The sequence below is a fragment of the Candidatus Polarisedimenticolia bacterium genome (assembly GCA_035764505.1).
GTDB lineage: Bacteria > Acidobacteriota > Polarisedimenticolia > Gp22-AA2 > AA152 > AA152.
The window spans coordinates 17332-37436 of record DASTZC010000174.1 but is presented as its reverse complement, the minus strand read 5'-3'; the positions used below and the strand labels follow the sequence as shown (position 1 = coordinate 37436).

General features: G+C 68.2%; 16 protein-coding genes. 13 read left to right on the top strand and 3 right to left on the bottom strand.

Features of this window, described 5'->3' with window-relative positions:
* Window positions 1-52: 52 nt before the first annotated feature.
* The 3 genes from VFW45_11590 to VFW45_11580 are packed head-to-tail and all read left to right on the top strand — an operon-like array spanning window position 53 to window position 2269.
* A complete protein-coding gene (locus VFW45_11590) occupies window positions 53-1024 on the top strand; it encodes a DUF1028 domain-containing protein (protein ID HEU5181428.1) in 972 nt (323 codons plus the stop codon).
* Window positions 1002-1934: a DNA adenine methylase gene (locus tag VFW45_11585; protein ID HEU5181427.1), complete on the top strand. Its 933-nt coding sequence runs from the start codon at window positions 1002-1004 to the stop codon at window positions 1932-1934. Before VFW45_11590 ends, VFW45_11585 begins: the two co-directional genes overlap by 23 nt.
* Window positions 1935-1960: 26 nt before the next feature.
* Window positions 1961-2269, top strand: coding sequence for an ArsC family (seleno)protein (locus tag VFW45_11580; protein HEU5181426.1), 309 nt, complete (start codon window positions 1961-1963; stop codon window positions 2267-2269).
* A gap of 4 nt (window positions 2270-2273) precedes the next feature.
* On the opposite strand, the gene VFW45_11575 is transcribed toward VFW45_11580, so the two are convergent.
* Complete coding sequence (locus VFW45_11575; protein HEU5181425.1) at window positions 2274-3158, bottom strand: permease-like cell division protein FtsX; 885 nt, start codon at window positions 3156-3158, stop codon at window positions 2274-2276.
* A complete protein-coding gene (gene ftsE / locus VFW45_11570; GenBank protein ID HEU5181424.1) occupies window positions 3158-3814 on the bottom strand; it encodes a cell division ATP-binding protein FtsE in 657 nt (218 codons plus the stop codon). The genes VFW45_11575 and ftsE overlap by 1 nt, the downstream gene beginning before the upstream one ends.
* A 182-nt stretch (window positions 3815-3996) precedes the next feature.
* On the opposite strand from ftsE, the gene VFW45_11565 reads away from it, so the two are divergent.
* The gene (locus VFW45_11565) at window positions 3997-5685 is read left to right on the top strand and encodes a glycosyltransferase family 39 protein (GenBank protein HEU5181423.1); all 1689 of its coding nucleotides are present in this window, start codon (window positions 3997-3999) and stop codon (window positions 5683-5685) included.
* Here VFW45_11565 and VFW45_11560 read toward each other — a convergent pair.
* Window positions 5579-6766 (bottom strand): glycosyltransferase family 4 protein, encoded by a 1188-nt coding sequence (locus VFW45_11560; GenBank protein HEU5181422.1) that lies wholly within the window; start codon window positions 6764-6766, stop codon window positions 5579-5581. The genes VFW45_11565 and VFW45_11560 overlap by 107 nt on opposite strands.
* Before the next feature lie 31 nt (window positions 6767-6797).
* Here VFW45_11560 and VFW45_11555 point away from each other — a divergent pair, with 31 nt between their 5' ends.
* The 9 genes from VFW45_11555 (at window position 6798) to VFW45_11515 (ending at window position 19943) form a co-directional block, all read left to right on the top strand.
* Window positions 6798-8468: a glycosyltransferase family 39 protein gene (locus tag VFW45_11555; GenBank protein HEU5181421.1), complete on the top strand. Its 1671-nt coding sequence runs from the start codon at window positions 6798-6800 to the stop codon at window positions 8466-8468.
* 21 nt (window positions 8469-8489) lie between these two features.
* Window positions 8490-10193, top strand: coding sequence for a hypothetical protein (locus VFW45_11550; protein ID HEU5181420.1), 1704 nt, complete (start codon window positions 8490-8492; stop codon window positions 10191-10193).
* A gap of 92 nt (window positions 10194-10285) precedes the next feature.
* Window positions 10286-10909, top strand: a complete 624-nt coding sequence (locus VFW45_11545; protein ID HEU5181419.1) for a helix-turn-helix domain-containing protein — start codon at window positions 10286-10288, stop codon at window positions 10907-10909.
* Window positions 10906-12315, top strand: coding sequence for a TolC family protein (locus tag VFW45_11540; GenBank protein ID HEU5181418.1), 1410 nt, complete (start codon window positions 10906-10908; stop codon window positions 12313-12315). Before VFW45_11545 ends, VFW45_11540 begins: the two co-directional genes overlap by 4 nt.
* Window positions 12312-13472: an efflux RND transporter periplasmic adaptor subunit gene (locus VFW45_11535; GenBank protein ID HEU5181417.1), complete on the top strand. Its 1161-nt coding sequence runs from the start codon at window positions 12312-12314 to the stop codon at window positions 13470-13472. Before VFW45_11540 ends, VFW45_11535 begins: the two co-directional genes overlap by 4 nt.
* Entirely contained in the window at window positions 13469-16597 is a 3129-nt protein-coding gene (locus tag VFW45_11530) for an efflux RND transporter permease subunit (protein ID HEU5181416.1), read from the top strand. The genes VFW45_11535 and VFW45_11530 overlap by 4 nt, the downstream gene beginning before the upstream one ends.
* A gap of 16 nt (window positions 16598-16613) precedes the next feature.
* The gene (locus VFW45_11525; GenBank protein HEU5181415.1) at window positions 16614-17972 is read left to right on the top strand and encodes an efflux RND transporter periplasmic adaptor subunit; all 1359 of its coding nucleotides are present in this window, start codon (window positions 16614-16616) and stop codon (window positions 17970-17972) included.
* 1 nt (window position 17973) lies between these two features.
* Window positions 17974-18717: an ABC transporter ATP-binding protein gene (locus VFW45_11520; GenBank protein ID HEU5181414.1), complete on the top strand. Its 744-nt coding sequence runs from the start codon at window positions 17974-17976 to the stop codon at window positions 18715-18717.
* A complete protein-coding gene (locus VFW45_11515; GenBank protein ID HEU5181413.1) occupies window positions 18714-19943 on the top strand; it encodes an ABC transporter permease in 1230 nt (409 codons plus the stop codon). The genes VFW45_11520 and VFW45_11515 overlap by 4 nt, the downstream gene beginning before the upstream one ends.
* The last annotated feature ends 162 nt before the right edge of the window (window positions 19944-20105 follow it).

Sequence of the window (20105 nt, the reverse complement as noted above, 5' to 3'; positions counted from 1 at the left end):
GCCCGCGCGTTGGGGTCTCTCGCTCGCCCTCCTGCTGATTACGCCGCTTCTGATGTCGGCGCTCCCGGCGCGAAAGAGCAAGCCGGTGGCCACCTTCAGCATCGTCGGCTTCGATCCCGCCACCGGCGATCTCGGTATCGCGGTGGAGTCGCGCTTCTTCGCCGTCGGCGCGGTCGTCCCCTGGGCCAAAGCGGGCGTGGGCGCCGTCGCCACCCAGTCTTTCGCCAACACCACTTTCGGTCCGAAGGGTCTGGAGCTGCTCGAGTCGGGCAAGCCGGCGCCCGAGGCCCTCCAGATGCTCCTCAAAGATGACCCGAACTCATCGCAGCGCCAGGCAGGGATCGTCGATGCGCACGGCACGCCGGCCACTTTCACCGGCGACAAGTGCAATCCCTGGGCGGGAGGCAAGACCGGCAAGAACTACGCGGCGCAGGGGAACATCCTGACCGGCAAGGAGGTGGTCGCCGCGATGGCCGCGACTTTCGAAGACACGGCGGGTCTTCCCCTGGCCGACCGGCTGGTGAAGGCGCTCGCCGCGGGGCAGACCGCCGGCGGCGACTCGCGCGGCCAGCAGTCGGCGGCGCTCCTGGTGGTCCGAGCCAAGGGGGGCTACGCGGGATTCAATGATCGTTACATCGACCTGCGCGTCGACGACCATCCGCGGCCGATCGAGGAGCTGGCGCGCCTGCTCGAGATGCACCACACCACCAACGCCTATGCCGACGCCCGCTTCTACCTGGAGCGCTCCGAGCGCGACCGAGCCGTCAAGATCATGGAGGACGCCACGCGCCGGCGGCTGCACGACGCCGCCAAGGACTCCGACCGCGGCGACGCCTACTACGATCTCGCCTGCTTCTACTCGCTGGCGGGCCTCGCGGACAAGGCGCTGGAGAATCTGACACGCGCCTTTCCTCTCAACCCGTCCCTGAAAGCCTTCTCCCTGAACGACACCGACCTCGACGTGCTGCGCTCCGATCCCCGCTATCGCGACCTGGTGAAGGATGCCGCCGGCAAGAAGCCTTGAGACGCCGCGCCCCTTCCTGAAGTGGGCCGGCGGCAAGACACAGCTGCTGTCGCGCCTCGAGGCGCTGTTTCCCGAGGCCGGGAGCTTCGATCGCTACCTCGAGCCTTTTCTCGGCAGCGGCGCGGTCTTCTTCAGGGTGCAGTCGAATTGCTCCCCGCGGACCGTTCTCCTGTCGGACGGCAACGAGGAGCTGGTCCTCGCCTGGCGTTCCATCCAGAAAGACGTGGAAGGGGTGATCGCGCTCCTGGAGCGGCACCGGCGCCGGCACGGCCGGGAGCACTACTACCGCGTCCGAGCGCGATCGCCGGAGTCGCTCTCCCCGGCCGAGAGAGCTGCCCGCCTAATCTATCTCAACAAGACCTGCTTCAATGGTCTCTACCGCGTCAACGCGGCCGGCATCTTCAATGTTCCGATGGGACGCTACGACGATCCGCCGATCCTGGACGCCGGGAACCTGCGCCGCGTCGCGCGGGCGCTGTGCGGCGTCCGGCTCAAAGGGGCGCATTTCCGCGAGACGCTCGACGACGCCCGGCCCGACGATTTCATCTACTTCGATCCTCCCTACGATCCGCTCTCCGCGACCTCGTCGTTCACCAGCTACATGAACGGCGCCTTCCGTGAGCGCGACCAGGAGGAGCTGGCCGAGGTCTACCGGGTGCTGACCGATCGCGGCTGTCGCGTCATGCTCAGCAACAGCGACACCGCCCTCATCCGCCGGCTCTACGGCGCCTTCGATATCCGGCCGGTGAAAGTGCGGCGCAGCATCAACTCCAACGCGGCGCGCCGCGGTCCGGTGCCGGAGGTGGTGGTGCTCAGCTATCGTCCACCCGATGCGGCTCCTGCGAGCCCGCCGCGCCGGACGCGAGGGGTTCCCGATTCTCATGAGGAGACGGCCTCATGGCTCAGGTGAGCTGGCGGTACCATCGCCCCGGCTGAATGAGCTGCAGCAAGGCGCAGGAGTTTCTTGCGAAGCGCAAGATCGAATCGCTGCAGACGACGAACGCGAAGCAGGAAGTGATTGGTCCGCAAGAAGCCTTGCGGCTGGCGCGCGAGGCCGACGAGATCGTGGTCGCGCGCGGCAAGCGGGTGGTGCGCATCGATCTGAAGCGCGAGACGCCGGACGATGCGACGCTTCAGAGCCTGATCCTCGGACCGACCGGCAACCTGCGGGCCCCGACGCTTCGGGTCGGTCGCACGCTTTTGGTGGGATTCGACGAGCCGACTTACCGCCGCCTGCTCGGCTGAGGGCTCAAAGGGAGATTCGTCTCAGGGAGAGCAGGCCGCCCACCGCCCCCGCCACCAGTCCCAGCCCCAGCAGGAGCGCCCAGGACGAGCCGGGGAGAAACGATCCGCTCATCAGGTCGCGCAGCAGCGGCACCGGCTGGCCCCAGCCGCCCGCGAGCCGGCGGTGCAGCCCGTAGAGAAGCGCCAGCGAGATCCCCCCTCCCAGGAACCCCAGGAAAGAGGACTCCAGCAGGAACGGGGCCGCGATGTAGGCGCGCGTCGCACCCACCAGACGCAGGATCTCGATCTCCTGCTGGCGGGCGTAGATGCTCATGCGGATCACGCTGGCGATCGTCAGCACCGCCGCCAGGCCCACGATCCCCCCCAGGGAGATGCCGGCGGCGCGCACCATCCGGACCAGGTCGCGCAGCTTCGTGACCCAGGGGAGGTCGTAGGCGGCGTCCTCGACGCCGGGCTGCGCTTTCATCTCCGCCGCGAAGGCCTGCAGCGCCTCCGGATGGCGATGGCCCTCGGCGATCGCCACCTCCAGCGAGGCGGGGAGCGGGTTCTCCTCCAAGGATCCGGCCACCTCGCGCATCGCCGGAAAGAGGCGCCGGAACTTGTCCAGGGCCGCCTCGGGCGACAGGTACTCCACCGCGGCCACTTCCGGCCGGCCGCGCAGCCGCTCGACCAGCGCGTCGCGCTGCGCCTCGCCGGCGTCGGCGCGCAAATAGACGCTGACGGTCACCTGGCTCCCGGCCGCCTCAACGACGCGCGCGAGATTGTGCGCCAGCAGAAGAAACAGCCCCAGCACCAGCAGCGACACCGCGATGGCGAAGGCGGCCACCAGGTTCATGAAGCGGTTGCGCCACAGGTTGAGCAGGCTCTCGCTCAGGATATGCCGCAGCATCAGGCGCTTGCCAGCCGGCCGGCGTCCAGAGCGATGACGCGCTTGCCCATGCGCGCGATCAGATCGCGATCGTGCGTGGCGACCAGGACCGTGGTGCCGCGGATGTTGATCGATTTGAACAGCGTCATGATCTCCCAGGAGAGATCGGGGTCCAGATTGCCGGTGGGCTCGTCCGCCAGGAGCAGCACGGGCTCGCTCACCAGGGCGCGGGCGATGGCGACGCGCTGCTGCTCGCCGCCCGACAGCTCCAGCGGGTGCGCGCGCACCTTGTGGTTCAGCCCCAGCATCTCGAGGACGGCGTAGGTCCGCGAGCGCTGCACCTTGCGCGACGCACCGGTGATCTCCATCACCAGGGCGACGTTCTCGAACACGGTGCGCCTGGGAAGAAGCTTGAAGTCCTGGAAGACGATCCCCAGCCGACGCCGCAGGCCTGGAACCTTGGACGCCGGCAGCGTGGACACATTGATGCCGTCGACCAGGATTTTCCCCGAGGTGGCGATTTCCTCGCGGAACAGCAGGCGCAGCAGCGTCGTCTTGCCGGCGCCGCTGGACCCGGTGAGAAAGACGAACTCCCCCTTCTCGACCGCCAGGCTGACGTCCACCAGGGCGTGGTGCGCACGTCCGTAGTCCTTGTTGACGTGGTACAGCTCGATCATGGGGCGCTATGCTACGGGATGCAACGCTCCATATTCAACACTTCAAGACGGATTCGGATCCGTTTCGAGACGAGATTCCCTCCGGCGCGTTTCCCGCGTGAAAGCTTGAGAACCCCGCGCGCTTTCGCCCATAATCACGCGGTGACTCCGCGAACAGCCGATCTCGCGCCACGCCCGCGCCGATGAAGGGACTGCCGGCGCGCCTGCACCCGGTCCTCCTGCTCGGATTGTGCGCCGCCCTCTATTTCACCCATCTCGGGGGCACCGATCTGAAGGAGCCCAACGAGCCGACCTCGGCCCAGGCGGCCCGCGAGATGGTGGAGCGGCGCGACTGGATCTTCCCGACGGTCAACCGCGAGCCCTATCCCGACAAGCCGCCGCTGCTCTTCTGGGCGATCGCCCTGGCCTCTGCCCCTTTTGGAGAGGTCAACGAAATCGGCGCGCGCCTCCCTTCCGCCTGCGCCGCGACGCTCGCCGTGCTGGCTCTCTATTTCATGACGCGCCGGGAGCTGGGAAGCCGCGGGGCGGCCTTCGCCGCGGCCACGCTGGCCGTGAGCAACTTCTTCGTCGAGCAGGCGCGCTACGTGCAGCACGATATGCTTCTCTGCCTGGGAGTCACCCTCTCGATCCTGGCGCTTTTCCGCCTGAAGGACGGGGAGGAGCCGCGCGGGCGCTGGATCCTGCTGGCGGCCGCCGGTCTGTCCGTCGGAGTGCTCGACAAAGGGCCGATCGGCCTGGCGCTTCCGGCCCTGGTCCTGGCCGGGACCGCAATCGCCGAGCGCCGCCTCTTCGAAGGCTCCGGAAGGATGGCGGCCGCCGCGGCGCTGGGAATGGTGCCGGTGCTCCTCTACTACCTCGCGCTGGCGCGCCGCGGCGGCTGGGAGATCCTGGAGACCTTCCTGTTCCGCCACAACATGGATCGCTTCGTGGCCGGCTTCGACCACGAGCAGCCCTGGTGGTATTTCCTGGCCCACTTCCCGGTGGACCTGCTGCCCGGGACCCTCCTGCTGCCGGCGGCCGCTTTCCTGTCGCCCGCCGATCCGGCGCGGCGGCGGCTGCACCGGCGCTGCTGGATCTGGATCCTGGTGCCGCTGGTCTTCTTCTCCCTTTCCGCCAGCAAGCGTCCGGTCTACATGCTCCCGGCACTGCCTCCCATCGCGCTGCTGTGCGGCTCGCTCATCGATGCCATGGCACGCGGCACGGCCGGCAAGGCGGCGCGGCGGTGTGCTTTTGCCGGGATCGCTCTGGCCCTGGGCGCGCTGGCGCTGGCCGGGATCGGCGCCCCCCTTCTGGCCTGGCGCCGCGCCCCGTCGCTGCTCGCCCCGGCGGGAATCGCCGCCCTGCTCGCGGTGGCCGGCGCCGCCGCCGGGCTGGGACGCCTGCGCCGCGGCAGTTTCTCGGGGGCTTTCGCGGCGCTGCTCGCGAGCCTGTTCGCCGTCTGGCTGGTGGCGGTGGTTGGATTGCTGCCCGCAACCAACCCGATCAACTCGCCCCGCCCTTTCGCGCAGGAGATTCTGCGCCAGGTCCCCATCGGCGCTCCGCTGATGACCTACGGCCTGTATCGCTTCCGCTGCGGCTACATCTTCTATACGGGCCGGCCGATGCCGAGGCTGGCGGATGTTCCGGCCCTGCGCGATTTCCTGGGTCGTCCGGAGAGGGTGTTCTGCGTCCTGCCGTCGGAGGATTACGACAGCCTGGAGTCTGCGTTGAAGGGGCCGGCGCACGTCCTGGCGCGCGGCGGGGCCGGGCGACGCCGCGACGTCCTCATCTCGAACCGGCCGTCCGAGCCGCGGGAGTCTCCCGTCCCAGGAGCTCCCGGTACAGCGCTTGGACTTCCTCCGCCTGGCGCTCACAGCGGAAACGGGTCCTGATCACCGCCGCCGCGGCGCTCCCCATGGCGGCGGCGCCGGCCGCATCGGCGAAAGACGCGCGCAGCGCGCCGGCGATCGACAGCGGCTCGGGCTCCACCAGCATCCCCGTCCGGCCCTCCTCGATCAGCTCGGGCAGCACCCCGACACGCGCCCCGATCACCATCCTGCCCATCGCCATCGCCTCCATGACGCCGCGGCTCGATCCTTCCGAGCCCACCGCCAGCACCACCACCCGATCGGCGGCCGCCACCTGATCGGGCCATGGGAGATGGAGAGAAGCATGGTCCTTGCTGAAACCGACGCGCGCCTCGAGGCCGCGCCGGACGACGACCTCCTTCAGCTCCCCGACGGTGCTCTTGTTCCCCTGCCCCAGGAAGACCAGGCGGGCCTGCGGCAGCTCGTCGGAGAGCAGCGCGAAGGCTTCCAGCATCTCGGATTGCCGGCGATCCGGCCCGACGTGCGACAGGTGGGCGATGAGCGGCGCCTCGGGCGGCACTCCCCAGGCCTGGCGCACGGCGGATGTGGCCCCCGAGACGCGGAAGCGGGACAGATCGAGACCGCCATAGATGGTGCGCACCTTGTCGGGAAGCATCGCGCCGCTGGCGATGAAGTGCTCGCGCGCGGCGCGGGACGGCGTGAGGTTCATGGCCGTGTCTCGGTTGAAGATCCGCCGCCAGACCCGGCCGGCGCGGATGTGACGTATCTCGTGGTGGCTGCGGACCAGCTTGCAGGAACGCCGTGCGAAGTACGACAGCGCCAGCGCCGCCAGCCAGTGATCGTGCTGGGTGTGCGCATGGATCAGGTCGATCGACTCGCGCTCCACGGCGCGCGCCAGGCCGCGGGCCGTGGAGAGGATTCCCCAGGGAGTGTAGTTCCGATCCAGCCGGGCGTACGGGAAGTTGGACACGCCGCGAGCGGCGGCTTCGCGCTCCAGGCTTTCCCCCGGAATGCAGCACAAGCGCGCGTCGACGCCCGCTTTGGCCAGCGTGGCGCACAGCGTCACGGCGGGCTCGGCGCTGCCGGTCCAGCGATAGCGGCTGATAAGGTGAAGGACGACCATCGGGGTCGTTGACAGTAGCATTCGCCCTCCCTAAGATCAATCGCCTTTGACCATGCCTTCATCCGCCGCGACCCCCCGCGCCGACCACTTCGCCCCTTCACGGGAGCGATCCCGCATCCTTTTTCTTTTCATCGGAAGCCTGCTCCTGTTCGGCGCGGGCATCGGCATGCGCTCCTTGTGGAACCCGAACGAGCCGGTCTATGCCGAAGGGGCGCGTGAGATGATGCTGCGCGGCAGCTACTTCCTCCCCTACGTCAACGGCGTCATTTACTCCGACAAGCCGATCTTCTATTTCTGGACGATGCTGGCCGGGTGCCTGTTCACCGGAGGAATGTCGGAAGCGGGGTTGCGGATACCCTCGCTGGTGTCCGGGGTCCTGTCGGTGCTGCTGGTCTACCGCCTCGGGCGCAGGATCTTCGGGATCCGCGCCGGCTTCCTCGCCGGCGCATGCCTGGCCACCACGATCATGTTCTGGTGGCACTCGCAGTACATCCAGATGGATCAGCTCCTCTCCTTCCTGATGCTCGCCGCGCTGTACGCTTTCTTCGAGGGAAAGGAGACGGCCAGCCCGCGTCGCCCGCTGCTGTGGGCCGCCTCGGGGGCCTGCATGGGACTGGCCTTTCTCACGAAAGGACCGGTCGGACTGGTGCTCCCCGCCGCAATCATGGGTCTGTACCTGCTCCTGGCCGGAGAGCTCCGCTGGCTCTTCCGGCGCGAGATGGTCTGGATGGGGGCGCTCTTCCTGCTGTTCGCCGTTCCCTGGTTCGCCTCTCTGGCGCTGACCGGACATCGGGAGGTGCTGGAGGATTTCTTCATCCGCCACAATTTCGAGCGCGCCACCGATCCCTTCAACCACCGGCAGCCTTTCTGGTATTACGGGCCCCGCCTGCTCTCCGATCTGTTCCCCTGGTCGATCTTCCTGGCGGCCGCCTTGTTCGTCCCCGTTCGCAATGAGATGGAGCGCCGCGGCAGGCTTTTCATCAGGCTTTGGCTCGGAGTCGTTCTCGTGGCATTCTCCTCGGTGGGATCCAAGCGGGGCGTCTACCTGCTGCCGCTATATCCGGCCGCGGCCCTGGTGATGGGAAAGTTCTGGGACGATGTCTTCGCCGACCGGGCCGCGGGGTGGATGAAGAAGTGGGCGCGATACGGGCTGGGCTTCCTGGGAATCTGCCTGGGAATCATGACGCTCGCCTGCTTCGGCGGCATGCTTTATGGGCTGCGCTCCGGGAGCTACGGTCGCGAAGCGATCTGGCTGGTCCCGGCGGGAGCGATCGTCCTGACCGGCGGCATCATGCTGTGGCGTGCGCTGCGCGCCCACCGGCTGCCGGAAGCGGCGGTCGCGGTGGGGCTGACGATGTCCGCGGTCTACCTCTACGCGGGATTGTTCCTGTTTCCGCTGGCGGACCGCTTCAAATCGCCCGCCCCCTTCTCGCGCCAGGTCCTGGCCGTGGTCCCGCCGGAGGAGGAGATCCGCTCCTATGGCCTCTGGCGCTGGGACGCCGCCTACATCTTTTATACCGGAAGGCTGATGCCGGTGCTGCATTCGCCCGACGAAGTCGAGGCTTATCTCTCCCAGGAGCGGCGCGTCTTCCTCCTGGTGGAGAGCAGCGAGATGGACCGCTTCCTCTCGTCCCTCAAGGCGCCCTCCCGCCTGGTCCTGCGCCAGGACATCGGGCACAAGACCACCGCATTGCTGACGAACCACGACGGACCGCCCTTCTAGGGCGGCTCCCAGGGGATTATCATGCGACGTTTCGCGCTTCTGTTGTCGCTCCCGCTCACCCTCTCATTGATTGACGCCGCTCCGGAGACCCACCAGCACCCGCCTGCTTCCGCCCCGGCCAAGCCCGCTCCAGGAAAAACCGCGCCGCGCAAGCCGGCCCCGGACAAGAACACCTCGTTCCTGCCGGGCATGGGATCGCTGCACCACCCGATCGCCACCACGAGCCGCGACGCGCAGCGCTACTTCGACCAGGGCCTCACCCTGATCTACGGCTTCAACCATGTCGAGGCGATCCGCTCTTTCGAGAAGGCGGCGGCGCTCGACCACAACGCGGTGATGCCGCTGTGGGGGATCGCCTACGCCCTGGGGCCGAACATCAACATGGGGATGGACGAAGAAGCCAACAAGAAGGCGGTGGCGACGACCGAGAAGGCGATGGCGCTGGCCGGGAAGGCGCCCGACAACGAGCGCGCCTATGTCGAAGCGCTCACCAGGCGCTACTCGGCAGGGGCGGGGACCGACCGTGCCAAGCTGGACGAAGCCTTCGCCAAGGCCATGGGCGATCTGAGCAAGCAGTACCCCGACGATCTCGACGCCGCGACGCTCTATGCTGAAGCCTTGATGGATCTCCGCCCCTGGAGGCTCTACGACCAGGAAGGCAAGCCGGCCCCCGGCACGGAGAATATCGTGTCAGTCCTGGAGTCGGTCCTGCGGCGGCAGCCCGACCATGTCGGGGCGAACCACTACTACATTCACGCCGTAGAGGCCTCGAACCAGCCGGAGAGGGCGCTCCCCTCGGCGCAGCGGCTGCAGAACCTGGTCCCGGGCGCCGGACATCTGGTCCACATGCCGGCGCATATCTATGCCCGGACGGGCGATTATTCCGCCGCCTCCCAGAGCAACGCCGACGCGGCCAAATCGGACGAAGCCTATACCCGCCTGACCGGGACCACAGGGATGTATCGCTACATGTACAGCGCCCACAATCTGCATTTCCTCGCCTACTCGGCGGCCATGGAAGGGCGCTACGACGTGGCAAAGAAAGCCGCGACCGACCTGCAGGCAATCACAACGCCGGGCTACAAGGAAATCAAGGAGCTCGAGTTCATGCTCCCCACCTCCTTCCTGGTGGATCTGCGCTTCAGCCGCTGGGACGCCGTGCTGGCGGCCAAGGAGCCTTCCGAGAAGGCGCTGACGACGCGCGCGCTGTGGCATTACGCCCGGGGGTCGGCCTTCGCCGCCACCGGGAAGCTGCATCGCGCCGAAGCGGAGCGCAAAGATTTCGAGAAGCTGGCGGAGCAGGTCGCGGACGACACTCCCTACAGCGGCACGCTGATTACCACGGCAAAGATGGTTCTCGAAGTGGCGCGCCACGCTCTGGATGCGCGCATCGCCGGGGCGCGCACGGACCACGACGCGGCCATCGAGGCCTGGACCGCGGCGGTGGAGGCCCAGGACAAGCTGACCTATGACGAGCCTCCCCCCTGGTTCTACCCGGTGCGCGAATCGCTCGGCGGCGAGCTGCTGCGTGCCGGCAGAGCCCAGGAGGCGGAGAAGGTTTTCCGCGAGGATCTCGAGGACCATCCGCGCAATCCCCGAACCCTGTCGGGTCTGCTGGAAAGTCTGAAGGCACAACACAAGGAGGCTGACGCGGCCTGGGTCTCCCGCCAGCTCCAGACGGCCTGGAAAGGCGGCGACACCGCCCCCCGCTCCGCCGATCTTTGACCCGACCGCCGCCATCTCCGTTTCTTTGCGCTTGACCTCCACCCCCTGGGTGAATAGGATAGTCAGCACTTACTCACTTGTTCGGAGGCGGGATGTCGGGTCGCAGGCTGGCGGGCGAAGCGCGATCCCAGGCCATCGTCCAGTCGGCCCTCGGATTGTTCGCGCGGGAGGGGTTCGACGGCACCACCACCCGCCAGCTGGCGCGCGCCGCGGGGGTGAGCGAGGCGCTGCTCTTCAAGCACTTCCCCAACAAGCAGGCGCTGTACCGGGCCATCCTGGAGTCGAAAATCCGTGAGGCCGAGAGCGCCCTGCCCCTCGACGAGACGCTCGATCGCCTGGAGGACGAGGAGTTCTTCCTCAAGATTGCCACCCATATCATGCGCCGGGTCGATGCCGACGACGCCTTCTGCCGTCTGATGATCCGCAGCGCGCTGGACGGCCACGAGCTGGCGCTCCAGTTCCACCATGCGCGCGCCGGCCGGCTCCTGACCCGGATAGCGCGGCGCCTGAAGGATCGCTATCGTAGGCTGGGCATCCGCGATGGGCTCAACCCCGCCCTCGCAGCCCGGCTCTTCAACGGGATGATTCTCTCTTCGATGATGCAGCGCCGGTTCTTCAACGACGAGGTCATCATGCGCACGCCCATCGATCCGCTGGCCCGGGCGGTGGTGCGCGTATTCCTGCAAGGCACCGGCGCACCGGGGAGGCGATCTTGATCTGCGCCGCCGGCATCCTGGCGCTCACCTTGCTCGCGGCCGCCGCGCCGCCGGTGCCCTCGGGGGCGCAGTCCTCACCGGCCCTGGCCAAGGCGCGCGAGCGCGGCTCTTTGACCCTGATGGACTCGTTTGTCCTCGCCGCCGCCTATAACGAGCGGGTCGAACGGGTGCGCGAGGATCTCGACCAGGCGCGCCTGCTGCGCAAGAGCGCCATCGCCGAGGTCCTCCCTGACCTCACGCTCAACGACGATTACTACCGCCAGAATCCCGTGAACATCACGGATGCCGGCAACGTCTTCTCGGTGGCGGAATGGCGCAACGAGACGCGTGTGACCCTCACCCAGCCGATCTTCCACGGCCTGCGCGACCGCAGCTTCCTGAAGTATTCCGAGAGCAACCTCGAGTCGAACCGCTACCGGGTGGAGGAGGCGCGGCGTCTGATCTACGGGGCCGTCGCCGAGTCCTTCTACGGCGCGCTGCAGGTGCAGGGGCAGATGCGCGCCTTGCAGGACACCGTCGAGCTGGAGCGCGAGCGCCTGCGCGAGGTGGAGGCGCGCCACGAGGCAGGGCTGGCCCGGCGCACCGAGGTGCTGCTGGTGAAATCGGAGCTGGAGCAGGACGAGTCGAACCTGATCCGCGCCACGAACCAGCTGCAGGGAACACGCTTCCAGCTCGCCTTCTGGACCACGGCGCCGGTCGAGCTTCCCCTGGAGGACGATCTCTTCCTCCCCGATGTCCCCGTGCCTCCCCCCGGGACGGCAGGCCAGGAGGAAATGCTCGGCGCCATGATGGCGGTCGCCCGCGCCAACCGCAGCGACCTGCGCGCCGCCGACAAGGCGGTGGAGGCCGCCGAGTACCAGGTCTCGACCGCCCGCGGCGAGTTCTTCCCCGCCATCGACTTCGAGGGAAACTACTACCTCAGCCGCAAGAACTACTCCACCTTCGCGGAGGAGACCGACTGGTCCGCCCAGATCTTCTTCACGGTTCCCCTGTTCGACGGCGGGCGGATTCGCGCCAATGTCCTCACCGCCAAGTCGCAGATGCGCCAGGCGAGCCTGCAGCGCGACGAGCTGCTGCGGCAGGTGGAGCTCGACGTCCAGAACGCCTACCTCACGCTGCAATCCGACCTGGCGACGCTTGGGACGCTGCAGGCCAGCGTCACGGCGGCGGAGGAGAACAACAACCTGGTGAATGAAGAGTATCGCCGCGGCCTGGCCACCAATCTGGAGGTGGTGACCGGCGGCAACCAGCTCCTCTCGGCGCGCCTCAACCAGGAGCACCAGAAATACCAGGTCCGCCTCGACTACGTCCTCCTGAAGCTGGTCCAGGGGCTCGTCCCCGAAGGGGCGCAGCCCGATCCCTGGATCGGGCCGGCTCCCGACTCCTCCCAGAAAGGGGAACCATGAACCGAGCCCTCGATCGCCTGCTGCGCGGCTCTGTCGCGGCGCTTGTTCTGCTGACGGCGGCCGGCTGCGCCCGGGACAAGGCGGCCACCGCCGCCGCCTCTCCGGCCGGCAAGCCGGCGGCGCAGGCCGGCGGCTCCGGCTTCGCGCCGCCGCCCGTTCCGGTCGAGGTGCAGACGGTGCAGCGCCGCGACGTCGACTACTCGCTGTCGGCGGTCGGCTCGCTCGAAGCGCGCGAGATCGTGCGCATTCCCGCCCGCGTCGCCGGCGTCATCGAGAGCTTGAATTTCCAGGAAGGCGAGAAGGTCACGCCCCAGAAGGTCCTGGCCCGCATCGATCCGGAGCACTACCGGCTGGCGGCGCAGCGCGCCGAGGCGGAGTACCAGCAGGCCGAGGCCCAGGCGCGCGAGGCGCAGGCGGCGCTCGACAAGCGGCACGCCTTGCGCGAGAAGGATGCCGGATGGGTGACCGCCGAGGAGCTGTCGAACTTCCAGGCTCAGCTCGACCGAGCCCAGGCCGCCGTGGCCTCCGCCAAGGCGCAGTGGGACCTGGCGCGCAAAGACGCGCGCGACTCGGAGGTGCGCGCCGAGACGGCCGGCTACATCGACGACAAGCTGGCGGACACGGGGCAATACCTGACCGCGGGCACACCCGTGGCGACGATGGTGGACGCGCGCAAGCTGAAGCTCTCCTTCCGGGTCTCCGAATCGGAGGCGCAGCGCCTGACTCCCGACTCGAAGGTGTCCTTCAAGATCCGCGGATTGCCGGGACGCGAGTTCCCGGCGAAGCTCTACCACCTCGGGCAGACGGCCGATCCGGGCACGCGCATGGTCCAGTGCCTCGCCTGGGCGGAGAATGAGACGGGCGAGCTGCGCCCCGGCTCCTTCGCCGATGTCGCCATCCACCTGGAGGACCGCAAGGCGTCGGTGGTGGTCCCGCAGACCGCCGTCCTCCCCACCGACCGCGGCTTCGTCGGCTACGTCCTGAAGGGCGACGACCGCGTCGAGCGGCGCCTGCTCAAGCTGGGGCTGTTCACCAAGGAAGGCGACGTGGAGGTCCTGGAGGGACTGAGCCTCGGGGACAGGGTCATCACCCGGGGCGCCAGCATTCTCACCGAGGATTCCGTCGTCAAGCCGACCGCTCCCGAGAAGACGCCATGACTCTTTCCGACCTCTCGATCCGCAATCCTGTCTTCGCCTGGATGTTGATGGCCGCCCTCATCATCTTCGGCGGCATCTCCTTCGCAAGGCTGGGCGTCAGCCAGATGCCCGACGTCGACTTCCCGGTGGTCAACGTGAGCGTCAGCATGGAAGGCGCGGCCCCCGAGATCATGGAGAGCGACATCGCCGACGTGATCGAGGAGGCGGTCAGCACGGTGGAGGGGATCCGCGAGGTCTCCTCCAACAGCCGCCAGGGGACGACCAACATCACCATCGAGTTCGAGCTGGGGCGCGACATCGACGCGGCGCTGCAGGACGTGCAGAGCAAGATCGCCCAGGCGCAGCGCAACCTGCCGCGCGAGATCGACCCGCCGATCGTGACCAAGGTGAACCCCGAGGACCAGCCGATCATGTGGGTGGCCCTATCCGGGAACCGGCCGCCGCAGGAGCTGGCGGATCTGGTCAAGAACAAGCTCAAGGACGACTTCCAGACGGTGCCCGGGGTCGGCAACATCTTCCTGGGCGGCTATCGCGAGCGCAGTGTGCGTGTCTGGCTCGACGCGCGCCGCCTGGAAGCCTACGGATTGTCGGTCAGCGACGTCCTGGACGCGCTGCGCCGCCAGCACGTGGAGATTCCCGCCGGCCGGATCGAATCGGCGGAGCGCGAGATGAACGTGCGTGCCGAGGGCGAGGCGCCGACGGTGGAGGAGTTCGGCGGCATCGTGGTCGCGGAGCACAACGGGTCGCAGATTCTTCTGAACGACGTGGCGGTGGTGCAGGACGGGCTGGAGGACAAGCGCCGCATCAGCCGGACGATGGGGGTGACGGCCCAGGGGATGGGGGTCGTCAAGCAGCGCGGCTCCAACGCCGTGGAGGTCGGCCAGGCGGTCAAGGCGAAGATGGCGGACATCCGCAAGCGCCTTCCCTCCGACCTGAGCCTCGACATCGTCTTCGACGGCACCAAGCCGGTGGAGGAGGCGATTCACGAGATCGAGTTCACCTTGATCCTGTCGGTCCTGCTGACCGGGATGGTCTGCTGGCTGTTCCTGGGGTCCTTCTCGTCGACGTTCAACGTCCTGCTGTCGATTCCGACCTCCATCATCGGCACCTTCGCCGTCATGTACTTCTGCGGCTTCACCCTCAACACCTTCACGCTGCTGGGGCTGTCGCTGGCCGTCGGCATCGTCGTGGACGACGCCATCATGGTCCTGGAGAACATCTACCGCCACGCCGAGCACGGCGCCTCCAGGCTGAAGGCATCCATCGACGGGGCGCGCGAGATCACTTTCGCGGCGATGGCCGCCACCGCGGCGATCATCGCCATCTTCCTGCCCGTCGCGTTCATGAAGGGGATCATCGGCCGGTTCTTCTTCCAGTTCGGCGTGACCGTGTCGGTGGCGGTCGCTTTCTCGCTGCTGGAGGCGATTACGCTGACCCCGTCGCGCTGCTCGCAGTTCCTGTCGGTGGGCGAGCGCACCACCCGCATCGGCCAGGCGGCGGAAGCCGCCTTTGCCGCGCTGGCCAGGCTCTATGGCCGCGTCCTGGGCCCCACGCTGCGCCACCGCTTCCTGGTCCTCGGCGGCACCCTGGCCGTGTTCGCCTTATCGCTGCTGCTGCTCTTTGGAGTCAACCGCGAGTTCGTCCCGTCGCAGGACATCGGGCGTGTCCTGGCGCGCATCCAGACTCCGGTCGGCTCGTCCATCGACTACACCGACGAGATGGTCAAGAAGTGCGAGCAGTGGGTCGTGACGCGGCCGGAAGTCGAGCGCTACTTCGTGGCGGTGGGGAGCAGCGGGGGCGGCAGCAGCGGCGAGGTCAACAACGCCATCCTGTTCGTCACCCTCAAGCCACGCAGCGAGCGCACGGTGACCCAGGCCCAGTTCATGGCCGACATGCGCAAGACGCTCAACACCATTCCGTCGCTGCGCGTGACCATCCAGGACCTTTCGCAGGCGGGTTTCACCGCCCAGCGCGGCTTCCCCGTCGAGTTCACGGTGCGTGGCGGCGACTGGGGCGTCCTCGCCGACAGCGCCGCCAAGATCATGAGCGGCATGAAGGCCTCGCCCCTGTTCGTGGACGTCGACACCGACTACCAGCTCGGCATGCCCGAGGTGCAGATCATGCCGAACCGCAAGCTGGCGGCCGACCTGGGGGTGTCCATGCAGGAGATCGGCGACACCCTCAACGCCCTCATCGGCGGCGTGCGCGCCGTCAAGTTCAAGGACAAGGGGAAGCGCTACGACGTGCGGGTGCGGCTGCTGGCCGATCAGCGGCTGCGCCCCGAGGACATCGCCCCCCTCTTCGTGCGCGCCAGAAATGGCCAGCTGGTGCGCCTCACCGACCTGGTCGAGGTGCAGGTGAAACCCTCGCTCCTGTCGATCACGCGCAAGAACAAGGCGCGCGCCATCGGCATCTTCGCCAACGTGGCCGCCGGCGAGTCGCAGGCCGAAGCGCTGCAGCAGGTCCAGAAGATCGCCAAAGGGGTCCTGCCCGAAGGCTACGAGGTGGTCCTCTCCGGCAGCGCCCAGACCTTCCAGGAGTCGATCCAGAGCCTGATCTTCGCCCTGATCCTCGGAGTCATCGTCTCCTATATGGTCCTCGCTTCGCAGTTCAACTCCTTCATCCATCCGATCACCGTCCTGATGGCGCTCCCCTTCTCGTTCACCGGCGCGGTATTGGCGCTGTTCCTGACCGGCAAGTCCTTGAACATCTACTCGATGATCGGCATCATCCTGCTGATGGGACTCGTCAAGAAGAACTCGATCATCCTGGTGGACTACACCAACCAGCTGCGGCGCGCCGGCCGCAGCCGGGAGGAGGCGCTGCTGGAGGCCTGCCCGGTGCGCCTGCGGCCGATCGTGATGACCTCGCTCGCCACCATCGCCGGCGCCCTGCCCGCCGCCATCTCGCTCGGTCCGGGCGCCGAGCTGCGCCAGCCGATGGCCCTGGCGGTGATCGGCGGAGTGCTGGTGTCTACCCTGTTGACGCTGTTCGCCGTCCCCGCCGCCTACCACCTCTTCGACGCCTGGATGGGCACGCGCCGCGAAGCGTTCGAGAGGTCTTACGCCGACGCCGTGGCCGCCACCGGGGTGGCCACCCCCGCGCCGCTCGAGCACGGCCCCTGAGCCGGGAGACAGATCGATGCCGGAGCCGAACCGAAAGCGCTCACGCCGAGCTTTCTGGCTTCTCGCCTTGGCGGCAGCCATCCTGGTCCTCGCCGTTTTGGGGTTCGGCCGCTCCGAGAAGAAGAGCGACCTGAAATTCGACACCGGAGCGGTCGACCGCGGGCGGATCGCCGCCCGGGTCACGGCCACCGGCACGCTGTCGCCGCTCGTGCAGGTGCAGGTCGGCAGCCAGGTCTCCGGCCGCATCCAGGCGCTCTTCGCGGATTTCAACTCCACCGTCAAGAAAGGTGAGGTGATCGCCCGGCTCGATCCGCAGCTGTTCGAAGCGGCGGTGCGCCAGAGCTCGGCCAACCTGAGCGCGGCGGAGGCGAACCTGGCCCGCAGCCAGGCACTCGCGGAGGACGCGCGGCTGAAGTACGAGCGCGCCAAGACGAGTGAGATCCAGAAGCTGATCTCCGAGTCGGATCTGGAGACGGCGCGGGCCACCGCCGATTCCGCCAACGCCTCGGTGGTCGCGTCCAGGAGCGAGGTCGAGCAGGCGCGCGCCTCCCTGCACCAGGCGCAGATCAACCTGGCCTACACCACCATCGTCTCCCCCACCGACGGCACCGTCATCTCGCGCAGCGTCGACGTCGGCCAGACGGTGGCCGCCTCGCTGTCGGCCCCGACGCTGTTCACCATCGCCGAGGATCTGCGCAAGATGCAGGTCGACACCAGCGTGGCCGAGGCCGACGTCGGCAAGCTGCAAGCGGGCATGGAGGCCTCTTTCTTCGTCGACGCCTTCCCGAGCGAGCGCTTCAAGGGGAGGGTCCGCCAGATTCGCAACGCCCCGCAGACGGTGCAGAACGTGGTCACCTATGACGCCGTGCTCGACGTCGACAATCCCGACCTGAAGCTCAAGCCGGGGATGACGGCCAACGTCACGTTCCTGGTCGCCGAGCGCGAGGGAGTGCTGCGCGTCCCCAACGCGGCGCTGCGTTTCCGGCCGCCGCCCGAGATGCTGGGCGGTGGAAAGGGGGGTGGCGCTGCCGCAGCCGGTGGCGCCTCAGGCGGTGAGGCCGCTGGCGGCGCTGCGCGCGGCGGAGGAGGCCGCTCCGGCGGACGAGGCGCGTGGCGTGGCGGCGGGGCCGGAGGAGCAGGAGGCCCGGGCGGCGCAGGCGGGGAGACTCCCGACCGCAAGAGTGTCTGGGTGATGCGCGGCGACAAGCCCACGCCCGTGTCGATCCGGGCCGGCGTCAGTGACGGCAGCCTCACCGAGGTGGTGGAAGGAGAGCTGCGCGAAGGCGATCGCGTGATCATCGGCGCCTCCGGAGGCTCCTCCAATCCCGCGGGCGCCGGAGGGGGCGGTCCCGGCTCGTTCCGCAGGATCTTCTGACATGGCGTCCGCGACGCCGCTCATCCTCCTGGAGGACGTCACCCGCGTCTACCGCATGGGGGACGTCGAGGTGCCCGCGCTGCGCGGCGTCAATCTCTCCATCGAGCAGGGGGAATTCGTCGCGATCATGGGGGCCTCGGGCTCCGGCAAGACGACGCTCATGAACACCGTCGGCTGTCTCGATCGCCCCACTTCGGGCCGCTACCTCCTGGAAGGACGTGAAGTCTCGAGGCTCACCCGCGAGGAGCTGGCGGAGGTGCGCAACGCCACCTTGGGCTTCGTCTTCCAGAGCTTCAATCTCCTGCCGCGCACCAGCGCGCTGGAGAACGTCGAGCTGCCCCTGCTGTACGCCGGCGTCGGCACCCGCGAGCGCGCCCGCCGCGCCGAGGAAGCCCTGGGGCGAGTCGGCCTCGCCGGGCGGCTCGACCACTCCCCCGGCCAGCTCTCCGGCGGCCAGCAGCAGCGCGTCGCCATCGCGCGCGCCCTGGTCACGCGTCCCAAGGTGATCCTGGCGGACGAGCCGACCGGCAACCTCGATTCCAAGACCGGCGTCGAGGTCATGGCGCTGATGCAGGAGCTGGGGCGCGACGGCATCACCATCGTCCTGGTGACCCACGAATCGGACATCGCCTCCTACGCCTCGCGCGTCGTGGTGATGCGCGACGGGCAGGTGCGCTCCGACCGGCGACAGACGCCGATGGTGGCGCGCCCCGAGGAGGCGCCGGAAGAGGGAGACGTTGCATGAGCCCGTTTTCAATCCTGCGCGTCGCCTGGAAGGCGCTGCTGCGCAACCGGATGCGCTCTTTCCTCACCACCCTGGGGGTGATCATCGGCGTGGCGGCGGTGATCGCCATGGTGGCGATCGGCGAGGGGGCCAAGGCGCGCGTCGAGCAGTCGTTCGCCGCCATGGGGACGAGCATGCTGATCGTCATGTCGGGGACGACCACCTCGGGAGGGGCGCGCGGCGGCTTCGGATCGATGCCGACGCTCACCTGGGACGATCTGCGCGCCATCCAGACGGAGGTGCCGAGCGTGCGGCTCGCCGTCCCCTCGCTGCGCTCCGTCTCGCAGGTCCTCAGCGAGGATCAGAACTGGACCACCACGATCACCGGGACGACCCCCGAGTACTTCGACATCCGCTCCTGGGGGATGCAGCGCGGGGCCGCGTTCACCTCTTCCGACGTGGATGGCGCGACCAAGGTGGCGGTCCTCGGACAGACGGTCTCGGACCGCCTTTTCGGGCCGGGCAACGACGCCGTCGGACAGATCGTCCGCATCCGCAACATCCCGTTCCAGGTGGTCGGCGTCATGCAGCGCAAGGGGCAGTCGCCCCAGGGTCAGGACTACGACGACGCCGTGCTCGTCCCGGCCTCCACCTTCCAGACCAAGATCCAGGGAGGGCTGCAGAAGTTCATCAACGGGGCGATCTTCGTGGGCGCCGTCTCCCCGGGCGAGACCGCCCGCGCCGAGAGCGAGGTGACGGCGCTGCTGCGCGACCGCCACCGGATTCAGCCCGGGACCGATGACGATTTCTCCATCCGCAACCTGACCGAAATCGCCAGCGCCCAGCAGGAAGGGACGCGCACGCTGACGCTGCTGCTGTCGAGCATCGCCGCCGTGTCGCTGCTGGTGGGCGGCATCGGCATCATGAACATCATGCTGGTCAGCGTCACGGAGCGGACGCGCGAGATCGGGCTTCGTATGGCGGTCGGCGCGAAGCCCAAGGACATCCTGGCGCAGTTTCTGGCGGAGGCGCTGGCCCTGTCGACCGCCGGGGGACTGTTCGGCGTCGGGCTGGGCCTCTTCGTCGCCAACCGCCTCGCCACCCAGTTCGACTGGCCGATGCTGGTGCGGCCCGACATCATCCTGATTTCAGTCGGCTTCAGCTCGCTGGTGGGAATCGCCTTCGGATTGTACCCGGCGCGCAAAGCCTCCCTGCTGGATCCGATTGAAGCGCTGCGTTACGAGTAATCCCTCCCCTTTTCCGCCCGTTTCTTTCTCGATGCCGCCCCCGGGTTTAGACTCGCAGGCAAGGGCGCCGACCGTCCCCTTTTGTGGCAGGCCGGCCCTGAGGCGGGAAGCCGCGCGGCGCGTGTCGCGCTCGAGCTTCTGAGGAACCCCATCTCCCGGAAC